The 14,576-nt window shown below is 67.0% G+C and carries 15 protein-coding genes, 1 other RNA gene and 2 pseudogenes; 15 read left to right on the top strand and 3 right to left on the bottom strand.

The window, feature by feature from the left end:
* Window positions 1–37 precede the first annotated feature (37 nt).
* Complete coding sequence (locus tag AB4Y80_RS10325) at window positions 38–340, bottom strand: hypothetical protein (RefSeq protein WP_442214019.1); 303 nt, start codon at window positions 338–340, stop codon at window positions 38–40.
* Window positions 337–1,743, bottom strand: a complete 1,407-nt coding sequence (locus AB4Y80_RS10330) for a recombinase family protein (protein WP_442214020.1) — start codon at window positions 1,741–1,743, stop codon at window positions 337–339. The genes AB4Y80_RS10325 and AB4Y80_RS10330 overlap by 4 nt, the downstream gene beginning before the upstream one ends.
* A gap of 42 nt (window positions 1,744–1,785) precedes the next feature.
* Here AB4Y80_RS10330 and AB4Y80_RS10335 point away from each other — a divergent pair.
* The 15 genes and pseudogenes from AB4Y80_RS10335 to ssrA form a co-directional block, all read left to right on the top strand.
* A pseudogene (locus AB4Y80_RS10335) lies at window positions 1,786–2,037 on the top strand (CpaF family protein); the annotation flags it as partial.
* Entirely contained in the window at window positions 2,037–2,891 is an 855-nt protein-coding gene (locus tag AB4Y80_RS10340) for a type II secretion system F family protein (protein WP_442214021.1), read from the top strand. The pseudogene AB4Y80_RS10335 and the gene AB4Y80_RS10340, both read left to right, overlap by 1 nt.
* A complete protein-coding gene (locus AB4Y80_RS10345; RefSeq protein WP_442214022.1) occupies window positions 2,888–3,826 on the top strand; it encodes a type II secretion system F family protein in 939 nt (312 codons plus the stop codon). Before AB4Y80_RS10340 ends, AB4Y80_RS10345 begins: the two co-directional genes overlap by 4 nt.
* 90 nt (window positions 3,827–3,916) lie before the next feature.
* Window positions 3,917–4,144 (top strand): hypothetical protein, encoded by a 228-nt coding sequence (locus tag AB4Y80_RS10350; protein ID WP_442214039.1) that lies wholly within the window; start codon window positions 3,917–3,919, stop codon window positions 4,142–4,144.
* Between the two features lie 44 nt (window positions 4,145–4,188).
* Complete coding sequence (locus AB4Y80_RS10355) at window positions 4,189–4,536, top strand: TadE family protein (RefSeq protein WP_442214023.1); 348 nt, start codon at window positions 4,189–4,191, stop codon at window positions 4,534–4,536.
* On the top strand, window positions 4,517–4,966 hold the full coding sequence (locus AB4Y80_RS10360; protein WP_442214024.1) for a hypothetical protein: 450 nt from the start codon (window positions 4,517–4,519) through the stop codon (window positions 4,964–4,966). Before AB4Y80_RS10355 ends, AB4Y80_RS10360 begins: the two co-directional genes overlap by 20 nt.
* Window positions 4,963–5,451: a pilus assembly protein TadG-related protein gene (locus tag AB4Y80_RS10365; protein ID WP_442214026.1), complete on the top strand. Its 489-nt coding sequence runs from the start codon at window positions 4,963–4,965 to the stop codon at window positions 5,449–5,451. Before AB4Y80_RS10360 ends, AB4Y80_RS10365 begins: the two co-directional genes overlap by 4 nt.
* 50 nt (window positions 5,452–5,501) lie before the next feature.
* Window positions 5,502–6,620, top strand: a complete 1,119-nt coding sequence (prfB, locus tag AB4Y80_RS10370; protein WP_442214027.1) for a peptide chain release factor 2 — start codon at window positions 5,502–5,504, stop codon at window positions 6,618–6,620.
* Between the two features lie 197 nt (window positions 6,621–6,817).
* Window positions 6,818–7,513: pseudogene (ftsE, locus tag AB4Y80_RS10375) on the top strand (cell division ATP-binding protein FtsE); the annotation flags it as partial.
* A 233-nt stretch (window positions 7,514–7,746) separates the two neighbouring features.
* Window positions 7,747–8,661, top strand: coding sequence for a permease-like cell division protein FtsX (gene ftsX / locus AB4Y80_RS10380; protein ID WP_442214028.1), 915 nt, complete (start codon window positions 7,747–7,749; stop codon window positions 8,659–8,661).
* An 88-nt stretch (window positions 8,662–8,749) separates the two neighbouring features.
* Entirely contained in the window at window positions 8,750–10,153 is a 1,404-nt protein-coding gene (locus AB4Y80_RS10385; protein ID WP_442214029.1) for a peptidoglycan DD-metalloendopeptidase family protein, read from the top strand.
* 96 nt (window positions 10,154–10,249) lie between these two features.
* Window positions 10,250–10,720, top strand: a complete 471-nt coding sequence (gene smpB / locus AB4Y80_RS10390; protein ID WP_442214030.1) for an SsrA-binding protein SmpB — start codon at window positions 10,250–10,252, stop codon at window positions 10,718–10,720.
* 9 nt (window positions 10,721–10,729) lie between these two features.
* Window positions 10,730–11,635 carry a cytochrome c oxidase assembly protein gene (locus AB4Y80_RS10395; RefSeq protein WP_442214031.1) on the top strand — a complete coding sequence of 302 codons (906 nt, stop codon included), beginning with the start codon at window positions 10,730–10,732 and terminating at the stop codon, window positions 11,633–11,635.
* A 9-nt stretch (window positions 11,636–11,644) separates the two neighbouring features.
* On the top strand, window positions 11,645–12,931 hold the full coding sequence (locus tag AB4Y80_RS10400; RefSeq protein ID WP_442214032.1) for a glycoside hydrolase family 3 N-terminal domain-containing protein: 1,287 nt from the start codon (window positions 11,645–11,647) through the stop codon (window positions 12,929–12,931).
* 100 nt (window positions 12,932–13,031) lie between these two features.
* Window positions 13,032–13,398: a transfer-messenger RNA gene (gene ssrA, locus AB4Y80_RS10405) on the top strand.
* A 75-nt stretch (window positions 13,399–13,473) separates the two neighbouring features.
* Here ssrA and AB4Y80_RS10410 read toward each other — a convergent pair.
* On the bottom strand, window positions 13,474–14,576 hold a 1,103-nt coding region (locus tag AB4Y80_RS10410; RefSeq protein WP_442214034.1), incomplete at its 5' end, for an L-serine ammonia-lyase.

Raw genomic sequence — 14,576 nt, forward strand, 5'->3', positions numbered from 1 at the left:
TTTCGCCTACATTCGGCGAGGCCTTACAAATGCGATACTATCGCATGCTGCGCCTAATTGGTGTAAGAGCAAACTTTCGGCGCGTCCGCAGTTCGGCGGCAAGGTCGGCCGGTGTGACGTCGTACTCGGAGCCGCAGGAGGAACATCGAAGCTCGGTGCCGGCAGTCCACTCAGCATCACCTTTGCCGACCGTAAGCCATCGGGTTGCCATGCCGTAGGGCCGATCTTCACGCTCGGTCACGTCTCCAACAAGAAAAGCCATTCTCACTACTTCCGGCCCGATCAATTCGGCCAGCTTGTGGCCTTTTTTGCAAAAAGCCATGGGGTTCATGTTGCTCATGCTGATTTCCAATCGATTCTGATTCGTTCCGGGTCAAATATTCGAGGCGCCGCCTTGCGGATCGGGTCTACATAGACGGTCATGAGCGCGTCGATAATTGCCCGTTGCCGCTCTATCCCGGCCGCTGCCCACCATTCCCTGATACTGGCGACGTTGGGCGGCGGGAGCGGGCTCCCATGCCCTAGCGCGGCCATTGCCGCGGTGGTCCTATCAAGTTGTTCGCGTACCCGCGTTGAAATGGTCTCTAGCTGCTTGGCAGTGATGATGCCGTCCGCGAAGCTGTTCGCTGATTCGTCCAGGCGTCCGCGGAACGTGAGGGCTTCGGCCCGCAGTTTGCCTAGCTTTGCTTCGTCGTCCGGGAAGTGCATTTTTCCTTGAGACTGCTGGGACTCCAAGAATGAAACGGTGACCTCTGAAACGAGATTTTCGACCGGCTGCGACGTCTGGAAAGCGTGCCCATCGCCGCGGGTCCGGCACTTGTAATAGAACCTATTCGGCCCATCGGCGCCAGCGCGGGACGATGTTTGCATGGCCTCTCCACACGTCCCACACCGCAGCATTCCGGCGAGTAGATGCTTCACCTTGGAATCGAACGCGGAGCGGCGCGATGGGTCTTTGACTATAGCCGTCACGGTGCGCCATTGATCCTCGGTCACGATGGGAGGGAATACCGATTCCCCCAAGATCTCCCCGTGATAGCTCGATAGCCCGGCATTGGTGGGGCGCATGACCAGATTACGCACGGCGGTCGATGTCCACAGCTGGCCCCGGCGGGTCTTGATGCCTCGGGCGTTGAGATCTCGCACGATGGAGCCGATGCTTGCCCCGGCGATGATGCTATTTACGGCGTTGCGGATCTCGGCGGCGGCGGGCTCAACAATGACGGGCACCTTGTCCACCATTTCCCAGCCAAACGGGACGGGTCCACCGGTGAACTTGCCGGCGGTTGCCAATTGCAACTGCTTGCGCTTGCCACGCTCTGACTTGTGCTCCGACTCGTAACGGGCCCATGCTCCAAGCGTGCGGGCGACGGCGCGGCCCGACGGGGTGCCTAGGTCCAATTCCCCAGCCTTGACGGTCTGCGTCGTGATGCCGGACTTTTCGGACACGTCAATGTATTCTTCGAGCTCAAGCGGCGACCGGTGCAGCCTGTCGGTGTGCCATGAAATGACGGCCTGAATCTGCCCGGCGCGCATGGCTTCGAGCAGTTCACGGTAACTCGGGCGGGTCTTGCCCGAGTAGGCGCTAATGTCGTTGTCCACATACACGCGGGAGACGTTCCAGCCAAGGGATGCGGCAATTTCGCGGCAGTCCTGCTCCTGCCTGGCGACTCCGAGCCCACCACCGGCCCTGTCGGATGAGATGCGGCAGTAGATCGCTGCGGTGATGGCTGGTGATGACATGCCCTAAGTCTAGCATCGTGCTGTGAATTGACATATCCCGGAGCCGCGTTTGTGGTGCCCACCGTGGCCGCCTGCATCGACCTGGTGGTTCACTGCGTCCGGCTGCCCAACGGACGGCGGCGGGTGGGGCAGATTCTCGCGCTGGGCCGGCGCGTGGAAAACGGCGTGATCGAGTCCGGTCTCGTGTTCGAGACCGTTAACGGCCGGCTCACCCCCTCCACCTCCGCCATGCCGTCGCCGGAGAAGTTCGCCGCCGCCGGCTACAGCGTTGCCGCGCTCATGGAAGACCTCTGATGTCGGCGCTGGTCGGATTGCTGGGCGGCTTGGGCCTGTTTCTTATCTGGTCGGCCTGCTGGGCGGCGCCGGAGCATCCGCCCGTGCGTGCCCGGCGCAGCCGCCTCGCCGGACTCCTGCAGCAGGCTGGGGTCGCACAGGTGACGCCGGCGTCCCTGCTGGCCAGCTGCCTGGCGCTGGCCGTGGTCACGGGGCTGCTGGTCGTCGTGTTGACCGCCGCCGTGCCCATCGCCGTGTGCTTCGGCCTGTTCAGCGGCTATGTGCCCGTAGCGGCGCTGCGCTGGCGGGCGCGACGGCGGTCCCGGCTCCTGGGTGCCCTGTGGCCCGACGTCGTCGATCACCTGCGTTCGGCCATCCGGGCCGGGCTGTCGCTGCCCGAGGCCCTCATCCAGCTCGGCACCCGGGGGCCGGCGGAGCTGCGCGGCGACTTTATCGCCTTTGGTGCCGACTACCGCGCCGGCGGCCATTTTGACGGGGCGCTGCAGGGGCTCAAGAACCGGCTGGCCGATCCCGTGGCGGACCGGATCATCGAGGCGCTGCGCCTGACCCGGGACGTGGGCGGGTCCGACCTCGGCCGGCTGCTGGGCACCCTGTCCGAGTTCCTGCGCGACCATGCCCGCACCCGCAGCGAGTTGGAGGCCCGGCAGTCCTGGACGGTCAACGCGGCCCGGCTGGCCGTCGCCGCGCCGTGGGTGGTGCTGATGTTGATGGCCACCCGGCCGGAGGCCATCGCCGCCTATAACTCCGTCGCGGGCTGGGCCGTGCTGGCCGGTGGATTGCTCGTGTCACTTTTTTGCTACCGGCTCATGCTGCGCATCGGCGCGTTGCCGCCGGAACAACGGGTGCTGCAGTGACCGGGCACGCCGGGGCGGTGCTGGCCGCCGGCCTGGCCCTGGGCCTGGGACTGTGGCTCGTGTTTGTCCGGCTGCCCGTGATGCGCCGGCCGGGCTTTGCCCGGCGCGTGGAACCGCAGCTGCGATCCCTCGCCAGCCGGTCACGGCTGCTGGCGCCGGAAGAGCCCGGGGCCCTGTTCGGGCCGCTGGAGCGCATCTTCCGCGTGATCCTGGCCGACACCGTGGGCCGGCTGGGACGGTTCAATATCGGCGTCAAGGGCCTGGCCGCCCGGCTGGAGCAGGCCGGCCGGGCCGAAAGCGCCCTGGAATTTCGGGCCATCCAGTTGCTGTGGGCCGGCGGCGGCCTGTTCGCCGGGCTGGTGTCGTCCCTGCTGTGGGCGGTGTCCGGCGGCGTCAACGTGGCGTCGGCACTGGCCCTGACGCTGGCCCTGACCATGGGCGGGTACCTTGCCTGCGACTGGCTGCTTGGGGTCCGCATCCGCCGGCGCCGGGCTCGGATTCTGGCGGAGTTTCCCGCGCTCGCGGAGTTGATGGCCCTGGCGGTCGGTGCGGGGGAGAGCGCCGGCAGCGCCCTGGAGCGGGTGTGCCGGCAATCCAGTGGCGTGCTCTCCGCGGAGTTTTCCTTGGTGCTGGCCCAAACCCGCACCGGCAGGCCCCTCGTGGAGGCCCTGTCCGCTGCTTCGCAGCGGCTGAAGATCCCGGCGCTGACCCGGTTCGTGGACGCCATCAGCGTGGCCGTGAACCGCGGTACCCCGCTGGCGGACGTGCTGCGCGCCCAGGCCCAGGACGTACGCGACGTGGCCAAACGGGAGCTGATGGAGACCGCCGGGCGCAAGGAAATCGGCATGATGGTTCCGCTCGTGTTTGGAGTCCTTCCCCTGACGGTCGTGTTTGCCGTCTTCCCCGGCCTGGCCCTGCTGGAACTGGGCCTGTGATGAGTTTGTCCTTACCTGTCAATTGGCACCGCATAGAGGGGTTGCACCATGGGAAAGCTACACAGCCCACTGGAATGGGCGCTGGCACTGATGATCTTTTGCCAGCAATTCATCCTCGACCGGGTTCGGCGCCTGGACGCCCTGGTGGCGGCGCCGGGCCGGCGGCCGGACCCGGAGGGCAGCCGCGGCGACGTGCCGGGCTGGGTCCTCATTACGCTGATGAGCGCCATCCTCGTGGCCGGCCTGCTCGCCATCGCCGGACCGGCCCTGGCCAAGCTGTTCAACCAGGCCATGGAACAGGTCCAGCCCGGCGGCTGAGCCCACCGCGGGCCACGGGCGGAACCGCGGCGCGGGGTTCGGCGGTGGTCGACTTTGTCCTGGTCTCCGGCCTGGTCACGGTGCTCTTTTTGGCCCTGATCCAGCTGGCCCTGGTGCTGCACGTGCGCAACACGGTGGCGGACGCGGCCTCCTCCGCCGCCCGCTACGGGGCACTGGCCGACAGGACCGCCGGCGACGCCGAACAGCGTGCCCAACTCCTCTTGGAATCAGCCCTGGGCGCCGGCTACGCGCAGCACGTCAGCGCGGCCGTCATCAACCACGGCGGGATCGCTGTAATGACCGTCACGGTGATCGGCCCCCTGCCGCTGATCGGGCTCCTGGGCCCCGGCCGATCCCTGGAGATGAGCGGGCATGCCGTCATTCCCGGGTAGCGCGCGCAGGAGCGCCGCCGGCACGGACGCCGGCAGCGCCATCGTCGAGTTTGTCTTCCTGGCCGTGCTGCTGCTGATTCCCCTCGCCTACCTGATCCTGACCGTGGGCCAGTTGCAGGGCGGCTCCTATGCCGTGGTGGGCGCCGCCGACCAAGCCGCCAAGGTCTATGTCCTCCAGCCGGATGCTGCCCGGGCGCGCCAGGCCGCCGACCAGGCCGTCGTCATGGCGCTCACGGACATGGGCTTCGACGCGTCCCGGGCCACGCTGACCATCACGTGCGACGCCGGCTGCCTGAGCCCGGGTGCCCTGGTGCGCGCCGACGTCCGGCTGCAGGTGGACCTTCCTCTGGTCACCGCCATTCCCGGCGTGAGGCTCTCCGCCGCCACGGTGGAATCCTCGGCAACCCAGAAAGTGGGCCGGTTCAAGTGACCGGACCCCCCATTGACGCCCCGCGCCCCGACGGCGCACGCCCCCGCCCCGACCCCGGCCCCGACGGCGGACACATCATGGTGCTGCTGGTGGGGTACGTGTTGATCGCGGTGCTGCTGGTGTCGGTGGTGGCCGCCGGATCCAGCCTCTACATCGGGCGGAAGTTGCTGCTGTCCGCCGCCGACGGCGCGGCGCTCGCCGCCGCGGACACGTTCGTGCTCCACGGCGGCTCGGCCGACACCAACCCCGGCACGTGGCTCACCAGCCAGGGCGTGAACGCGGCGGCACAAAAGTATCTGCAATCCAATGAGGTCCCCGCATCGCTGTCCGAAGTGGCGCTCGCCGCCGGGACCGGAAGCCCGGACGGGCGCACCGCACAGGTGAGCCTGACCGGCGTCGTGCACCCGATGTTCATCAGCGCCCTGGTGCCGGCGGGCATCCGGATCACCGTCACGGGCACCGCCCGCGCCGAACTGGTGCTCTAGCCTACTGAACCGGGCAGGTCGGGGCCGGGGATGCCGTAGGCTTGAATATCATGGCAGAGATCGATTTTCCCGCAGAGATCCGGGCGCTGCGCGCCACCTACGTCTCCATTGAGCAGGTGTCCGAGGTGGACAAGCTCCTTGAAGACATCGAAGACCTCTCCGACCAGGCCGGCTCGCCCAATCTGTGGGACGATCCCGCCGCCGCGCAAAAGGTCACCTCCAAACTCAGCCACGCCCAGTCAAAGCTGGAGAAGCTGCGCGCGCTCGAATCCCGGATCGAGGACCTGGAGGTCCTGGTCGAACTGGCCCAGGAGGAGGGCGACTCCGACACCCTGGCCGAGGCGGGCAAGGAACTCCCCAGCCTGCAAAAATCCCTCAAGGACCTGGAGATCGTTACGCTGCTGGCCGGCGAATACGACGAACGCGAGGCCGTCGTGACCATCCGCTCCGGCGCCGGCGGGGTGGACGCCGCCGACTTTGCGCAGATGCTGCTGCGCATGTACCTGCGCTGGGCCGAACGCCACGGCTACCCGACCGCCGTGCTGGACACCTCCTACGCTGAGGAGGCCGGGCTGAAGTCCGCCACCTTCGAGGTCAAGGTGCCCTACGCCTTCGGGACGCTGAGCGTGGAGGCCGGGACCCACCGGCTCGTGCGCATCAGTCCGTTCGACAACCAGGGCCGGCGCCAGACGTCCTTCGCCGCCGTGGAAGTCATCCCGCTGATCGAACAGACGGACTCGATCGAGATCCCGGACAACGACATCCGCGTCGACGTTTTCCGGTCCTCCGGCCCGGGCGGGCAGTCCGTGAACACCACCGACTCCGCCGTGCGCCTGACCCACCTCCCCACCGGGACCGTGGTCTCCATGCAGAACGAGAAGTCCCAGATCCAAAACCGTGCCGCGGCCCTGCGCGTGCTCCAGTCCCGGTTGCTGCTGCTGAAAAAGGCCGAGGAGGATGCGACCAAGAAGGCCATGGCCGGGGACGTGAAGGCCTCCTGGGGCGACCAAATGCGCTCCTATGTGCTCAACCCCTACCAAATGGTCAAGGACCTGCGCACCGAATACGAGGTCGGCAACACCTCGGCCGTGCTGGACGGGGAGATTGACGACTTCATCGACGCCGGCATCCGGTGGCGCGCGGACAACCGCAACGCCGAAAACTCCTAAATGCGACGCGGAATGCGGGTGTAGGGCACCACGAGTGCCCTACCGTGACCTCCAACTCCATCACCCGACACACCGGCAGGGAAGCAGCAAAGTCCCTTCATTGCCGCCTATAGTCGAAACGCTGGTGGTTTCTTCCCCCAACCAAGGCCCAGGCACCGGCATGCCAGTACCGTTCGCTGGAAGGGCAATGAAAAGTCATGATTCGCTTTGAAAATGTAAGCCTCGCTTACGATCGCAAGAGCAAACCCGCGCTCGATGACGTCTCCCTGGAAGTGGACCGCGGCGAGTTTGTTTTTCTGGTGGGATCCTCCGGCTCCGGCAAGTCCACCTTCCTGCGCCTGGTGCTGCGGGAAATCAGGACCGAGCACGGCGACGTGTACGTGGCCGGTCAAAACGTGGCCAATGTGCCCAGCTGGCGGGTGCCCAAATTCCGCCGCGGCATCGGTGTGGTGTTCCAGGACTTCCGCCTCATCAACACCAAGACCGTCTTCGCCAACGTCGCCTACGCCATGCAGGTCATCGGCAAAAGCCGGGCCGCCATCCGCATCGAGGTGCCGCGCGTGCTGGAACTGGTGGGACTGGAAGGCAAGGAGCGCCGCCTGCCCACCGAACTCTCCGGCGGCGAGCAGCAGCGCGTCGCCATCGCCCGGGCCATCGTGAACCAGCCCCGCATCCTGCTGGCCGACGAGCCCACCGGAAACCTTGACCCCATCACCAGCTCCGGCATCATGGACATCCTGGATAAGATCAACCAAAACGGCACCACAGTGGTCATGGCCACGCACGACGACGACATCGTCAACTCCATGCGCAAGCGCGTCATTGAACTGCGCCACGGCCACGTCATCCGCGACGAGGCTCGGGCCCAGTACACCTCCATGATGCCGATCATCTCCTCCGGGGCCCCGCATACTGCCCCATCCGAGGGACCCGCGGCCGCCGTCGTGGACAAGACGGACGACGCCGCCCCCATGACGCGCCGCCAGCGTGCCGTCAGTGCCGCAACACATGGCGACGGCGCCGCGGCCGAGGAGTCCATGCCGCCCCGGCTCGAACGCAACCGGGAGCGGGTCTACCCGGCCGCGCCCGGACCGGCCTCCGCCGGAATGATCGATGAGGCCCGCCCATGAGACTTGCCTTCATCATGAGCGAGCTGGGGAGCGGGCTGCGCCGCAACCTGACCATGGTCGTCTCCGTCATCCTCGTCACGTTTGTGTCCCTGACGTTTGTCGGCACCGCCGGCCTGCTGCAAATGCAGATCGGGCAGCTGAAGGGATTCTGGTACGACAAGGTCCAGGTCACCATTTTCTTGTGCACCGACATCCCGGCCACCACCACCTGCGCCTCCGGCCCGGTCACGAATGAGCAAAAGAAAACCATCGAGGGCATGCTCGCCTCCCCGGCCGTGAAACCGTACATCGAGAATTGGCAGTTTGAGACCCAGGCCGAGGCCCTGACCCACTTCAAGGAACAGTTCGCCAACTCGCCCATGGTGGACTCCGTGGAGGCCGGCAACCTGCCCTCGTCGTACCGGATCAAGYTCACCGACCCGCAAAAATACCAGATCGTCAATGAGACGTTCGCCGCCACGCCCGGGGTGGACTCCGTGGTGGACCAGCGCAAGGCCCTGGAGAAGCTGTTTTCCGTCATGAACATCGCCACCTATGTGGCCGTGTTCATCGCCGGGCTGATGATTGTTTGCGCCGCCTTGCTGATCGCCACCACGATCAGGCTCTCGGCGCAGTCGCGGGCCAAGGAAATTGACATCATGCGCCTGGTCGGGGCGTCCAAGACGGTGATTCAGCTGCCCTTTGTGCTCGAGGGGGCGATCGCCGCGGCCATTGGCGCGGTGCTGGCCTCCGGCACGGTGTGGGCCATCGTCGTGTTCTTCATGGGCGGCTACCTGGCCACCTCCAACCCCGGCATGTCCTTCATCTCGCCCGGGCAGGCGTTCATCATCTACCCGGTCCTGGTCCTGCTCGGCGTCCTGCTGGCGGCCGGCGCCTCCGCCTTCTCGCTACGGAAAAACCTCAAGGTGTAAACCACCACCGCACGTGGATGGCGCAGCCACCGGCTGCCACCCCACAAAACCACCCACTGTTGCACAACAACGCAAGGAGCAGGCCACGATGGAATCGGCAGCATACGCACGGGATGGCCGGGTGAAGTCGCCCTGGCTGGGACGGTTGGCGGCCGCCCTGGCCGCGGCCGCCGTCGTCGGGCTCCTGGGCCTGGTGCCGGCGCACGCCGACGACCTCACGGACAAGGCCAACGCGCTGGCGCAGCAGGCGCAGAACGTGCAGTCGTCACTGGAATTCGTGGACGCCGGGATCGCCAAGTCCGCCGCCGACCTGGTCACCTTCCAGGGGCAGCTTCCGGGCGCACAGCAGGCCCTCACGGATGCCCAGACACGAGTTGGCGCGGCCACCGCCGAGGTCAATTCGCTGGCGGCACGGGTGGCTCTGGCCCAGCAAAACAAGGACAAGATCACCGCCCAGATCGCCGCGGACGCGAAAAAGCAGGAGGCCACCAAGAGTCTGATCGGGCGCATCGCGGCGCAGTCGTACAAGGCCGGCGGCGTGCCCGCCAACCTGGCGTTGCTGCTGGGCGTGGGCTCCTCCGACAACGTGGCCAACTCCATCGACATGGCCGAACAGGCCATGCGCGCCCAAAACGCCGTCCTGGAGCGGCTCTCGAGCCAAAAGGCGACCAACCAAAACGCCCAGGCGCGCCTGGCCGCGGTTGAGGCCGAGATCAAGGACCTCAAGACGCAGGCGGAGGCGGCGCTGGCCGCCGAGCAAGTGGCCCGCGACCAGGCGGCCGCCAAGAAGGCCGCCGTGGACAAGCTCATCGCCGACTCCGATGCCCTCAACGCCAAGCTGGCCGCCCAGAAGCCGCTGATCCAGGCCAAGCTGACCGCCGTGAAGAAGGCGCAGGAGAACGTGGCGGCCGAAATAGCCGAGCGCCAGCGCAAGGAACGCGAGGCGGCGGCCGCGGCGGCCAAGGCCGCGGCCGAGCGCGCAGCCCGGGAAGCGGCCGCCGCGGCCGGCAACAACAACTACGTCCCCCCGCCCTACGTGGCGCCGCCGCCGGGCAACGTCTCCGCGTTCGGCCTGCGCCACCCGTTTGCCGCCAATATCCCCATCACCTCCGGCTTTGGCTGGCGGGCCGTGCCGCCGGGCACCATGGACTTCAACGGCACCGGCTACTACCTGCACAGCGGCATCGACTTCGGCGCCGCCTGCGGCACGCCCGTCTACGCCCCCGCCGCCGGCACCGTGACACTGGCCGGCCAAACCAACGTGGTGATCGGTGGCGGCAACGTGTTGTGGATCAGCCACGGCGTGATCCAGGGCAACGCGCTGATGACCGTCTTCTACCACAACAGTGCCGTGCTGGTCTCCGCCGGCCAGCATGTGTCCCAGGGCCAGTTGGTGGCCTACACCGGCAATACCGGCAACTCCACCGGCTGCCACGCGCACTTCGAAACCTGGGTCAACGGCACCCCCGTGAACCCGATGACCCTGCTGTAGCCCCCGCCCGGTGTCGTCGCCGCCCGGACACCCTTGCTAAACTGGCTGTTCCAGCGGCCGCCCCCGGCCGCCCGTCCACCCATGAAGGAGTCCGCCGTGCCGAAGGAAAGTGGCCTGAAAGTGGTGGCCACCAATCGCAAGGCCCGGCACGACTACCACATCATGGACACCTATGAGGCCGGCCTGGTCTTGATGGGCACCGAGGTGAAATCGCTGCGCGAGGGGCGGGCCTCGCTGGTGGACGGCTTTGCCACGTTTTACAACGACGAGCTGTGGCTCGAGGCCGTCTACATTCCGGAATACCTCAATGGCAGCTGGACCAACCACACGGCCAGGCGGAGACGCAAGCTGCTGTTGCACCGGGAGGAGCTGGAGAAGATCGCGTCCAAGACGCGTGAGTCCGGCTTCACCATCGTGCCGCTTCAGCTGTACTTCCTGGACAGCCGGGCCAAGGTGGAGATCGCCATCGCCCGCGGCAAGAAGGACTACGACAAGCGCCAGGCCCTGCGGGAAAAGCAGGACAACCGGGAGGCCTTGCGGGCCATGCGGGAAAAGAACCGCGGCTAGGTCCCGCCGATGCCGCTCTCACCCGCCTCTGCGGTCCCCGCCATCGACGTCCTGCTGGGCACCTGGATCGTCGACCCCTGGGCCCTTGCCCTGATGGTGGTCGCCGGCGGCCTCTACGGATTGGGCCTGGCCCGGGCCGCCAAGGCTGGGCGGCGCTGGCCACTATGGCGCGCCGTGGCGTTCTATGTCTTGGGACTGGGCACTTACGCGCTGGTCAACTTTGGCTTCCTGGGCGCCTATTCGCCGCAGCTGCGCTGGGCGTTCGCCATCCGCATCGCCCTCATGCTGTTCGTGGTGCCGGCGGGCATGGCCCTGGGACTGCCCATCGGCCTTGCCCGCCAGACGGTGCGCCCGGGTCCCTTGCGAACGGCGCTGGCCAGGGTGTCGCGGCGGCCCATGACCTTTTTTGCCAACAGCGCGGTCCCGCCGGTCGTGGGGCTGGTGGTCCTGTCCATGATGCTCACACCCCTGGCGGGGACCACCCGGCTCAACCCTTCGCTGGAAGGGGCATTGACACTTGGCGTCCCGCTGCTGGGGCTGTTGATGATCCTGCCCATGGTGGAGGAAAAAACCCGCACCAGCACCTCGCTGATCATGCTGCAGTTCGTGTTTGCGTTCATTGAGCTGCTTGCCGACGCCATCCCGGGCCTGCTGTTGCGCCTGACCCCGCACGTCCTGGACGGTGTGGCCGCCGTGCCGGGACTGCACGCGGCGTGGTTCCCCAACCCCCTGCGCGACCAGCAAATAGCCGGGGACTGGCTCTGGTTCATTGCCGAGATCATGGACTTGCCGGTCATGATCCTGATGTTCGTGCGCTTCGCGGCGTCCGACAAGGGCGAACGCAAGATCCTCGATGAGATGACCGACGAACAAATGGATGCCCTGAACGCGGCCCATTTGCGCCAGCGCGGCTAAGGGGGACCGGTGTCACGAAGGACCCGTTCCTGGTGGATCGCGGGGGCCGTCGCGATGGTTCTCGCGGTGGCGGCGGCCCTGGCCATCAACGCTTCCGTCAGTTTACGCAACCCGCCGTCCCCGGTACCGGACGCGAGCTCACCATCATCGGCCCACCCCGGGACCGGCCCGCCCACGACGACGGCCCCGGCGGCCCCGACGGCCGGCAGCCCGACGCCCGTGCCGTCGTCGTCCGCTCCGGCCGGCGACCTGGCCCGCCAAAAGCTCGCGTCGATGACGCTGGCACAAAAGGTGGGGCAGGTGATGATGGTCTCCTCGCCGGTGACCGGGGCGGATGCGCAATCTATCTACGCGCTGGAGACGCTGGGCGTCGGCAATGTATTCATGAAGGGCCGCAGCACCGCGGGGCGGGCGGGCATCGCCGCGGTGGTGCGTGAGGCCGCCGGGCACGTGTCCGGCACGCGCACCGCCGGGGTGCGTCCGTTCGTGGCCACGGACCAGGAAGGCGGGCTCGTCCAGATCATGCAGGGGCCGGGCTTCGACCGCATGCCCCAGGGCATCGAACAGGGCGGGCTGCCGCCGGCGACGCTGGCCGCCGAGGCCACCCGCTGGGGACGGCAATTGGCCGCCGTTGGCGTCAATGTGAACCTGGCACCGGTCATGGACACCGTACCGAGCGCGGCCTTTGCGCCGTCGAACGGGCCGATCGGGACCTTCGGCCGGGAATTCGGGTACACGCCCGCCGCCGTCTCCAGCCACGGCCTGGCCTTTGCCCGGGGCATGCTGGCCGCCGGCGTCAGCCCCACGGTGAAGCACTTTCCCGGGTTGGGGCGGGTCACGGCCAACACGGACGTCTCCGGCGCCGTCACCGACAACATCACGGTTCGCAATGACCCCTACGTGGCGCCCTTTCGCGACGCCGTGGCCGCCGGCGTGCCGTGGCTGATGATCTCCAACGCCTACTATCCGAAAATCGATCCCGTCAACCTGGCGCCGTTCTCCCCGGTGATTGTCCATGACATGGTGCGCGGGGACCTTGGCTTCAAGGGCATCATTGTCAGCGACGACATCTGCGACGCCGTCCAGGTCGCCGGCGTGCCCGTGGCGGACCGCGGGGTGTACTTCATCGCCGCCGGCGGCACCATGGCCCTGTGCACCAACCAGGGCCTCCTGCCGGCGATGTATCAGGGCCTGCTGGCCGCCGCGCAGAAGGACCCGGCGTTTGCCCGGCAGGTGGATGCCGCGGCGCTGGTGGTCCTCCGGGACAAAGAGGCCGCCGGGCTGATCAACAAGTAGGGAATAATCCGGGCGCCCGGTGCGCTAGACTAGGTAGTCCACGGACAGCCCTCGGGTGTGCGTGGGATGTAAGTACAAGAAGTGAATTGACAACAAAATAGGGGAYGATCGGTTTCGACGGTGTTTGTCGAGACAGGTGAAGCGGGTCGAGGATACAGGGTTATCTCGTAAACGATCTCTGTAAAACAATAAGTGCCGAATCAAATCGCACTGACTTCGCTCTTGCTGCCTAAGCAGTAAGACAGTCCGTCAGCCCGGGAATGCTCTCGTCCCGGATCCTGGCGTCATTTAGAGGGCCACTGCTCTAAGTTTTCGTTGCAGGAACTTAGGGGACTCTTATGCAACTGGGCCTGGCAGCTACTTGTTTGCGAGATAGCTGGGGCCGAGAAAAACCGCCGCAAACTGCACCCGGAGAAGCCCTGATGAAACAACATCGGACGGGAGTTCAATTCTCCCCATCTCCACATCCCTATTTGAGGACCCGTTCCCCGCCGTCACGGCGGGGAACGGGTCCTTTTTTCTTGCCTTGGGTGTGGGGGTGGTTAGCATTCGACGACGTTGACGGCGAGGCCGCCGAGGCTGGTTTCCTTGTATTTGGTGGACATGTCGCGGCCGGTTTCGCGCATGGTGATGATGACTTCGTCGAGGGAGACGTGGTGGCTGCCGTCGCCCCAGAGCGCCATTTTGGCGGCGTTGATGGCCTTGGCGGCGGCGATGGCGTTGCGTTCGATGCAGGGGATTTGGACGAGTCCGCCGATGGGGTCGCAGGTCAGGCCCAGGTTGTGTTCCATGGCGATCTCGGCGGCGTTTTCGACCTGGGCGGGGGTGCCGCCCATGACCTCGGCCAGGCCGGCGGCGGCCATGGAGGAGGCGGASCCGACCTCGCCCTGGCAGCCGACCTCGGCCCCGGAGATGCTGGCCTGTTCCTTGTACAGGACCCCGACGGCGGCGGCGGCGAGCAGGAAGGCCACCACGAGGTCGTCCCTGCGTTCGGTGCCGGCCTCGGCCATGCCGGGGAGGTAGTGGGTGGCGTAGAACAGGACGGCCGGGATGATGCCGGCGGCGCCGTTGGTGGGGGCGGTGACCACGCGCCCGCCGGAGGCGTTTTCCTCGTTCACGGCCAGGGCGACCAGGTTCACCCATTCCTGCCAGTACTTCGGGTCCCGGTCCGGGTCCTCGGCSAGCAGGCGGGCGTGCCAGGCCGGGGCGCGGCGGCGGACCTTCAGCCCGCCCGGCARCAGCCCCTCCCGGGTCAGGGAGGCGTTCTTGCAGTCCTCCATGACGTCGCGGATGTGCAGCAGCCCGGCACGRACCTGCGCCTCGGTGCGGGTGGCCAGTTCATTGGCGAGCATCACCGAGCTAAAGGAGCCCCCGGTCSCCGCGCAGTGCCCGAGCAGCTGCGCGGCCGTGGTGAAGGGGTACGGCCGCGCATCCGCCTCCTCGGTTCCTGCCGGGGCCGTCCCGGCCGGGGCGGCACTGCCTGTCCCGGTGTCTGTTCCTGCGGGGTCTGCGTCGTCGCGGACGATGAAGCCGCCGCCGACGGAATAAAACGTCGCCGTGTGCAGCACCGCCCCGGCGTCGTCGCTGACGGTGAACGTCACGGCGTTGGTGTGGCGGGGCAGGATCGTGCGCGGGTGCAGGAGGA

It is taken from the genome of Specibacter sp. RAF43 (genome assembly GCF_052114065.1).
Lineage (GTDB): Bacteria > Actinomycetota > Actinomycetes > Actinomycetales > Micrococcaceae > Specibacter.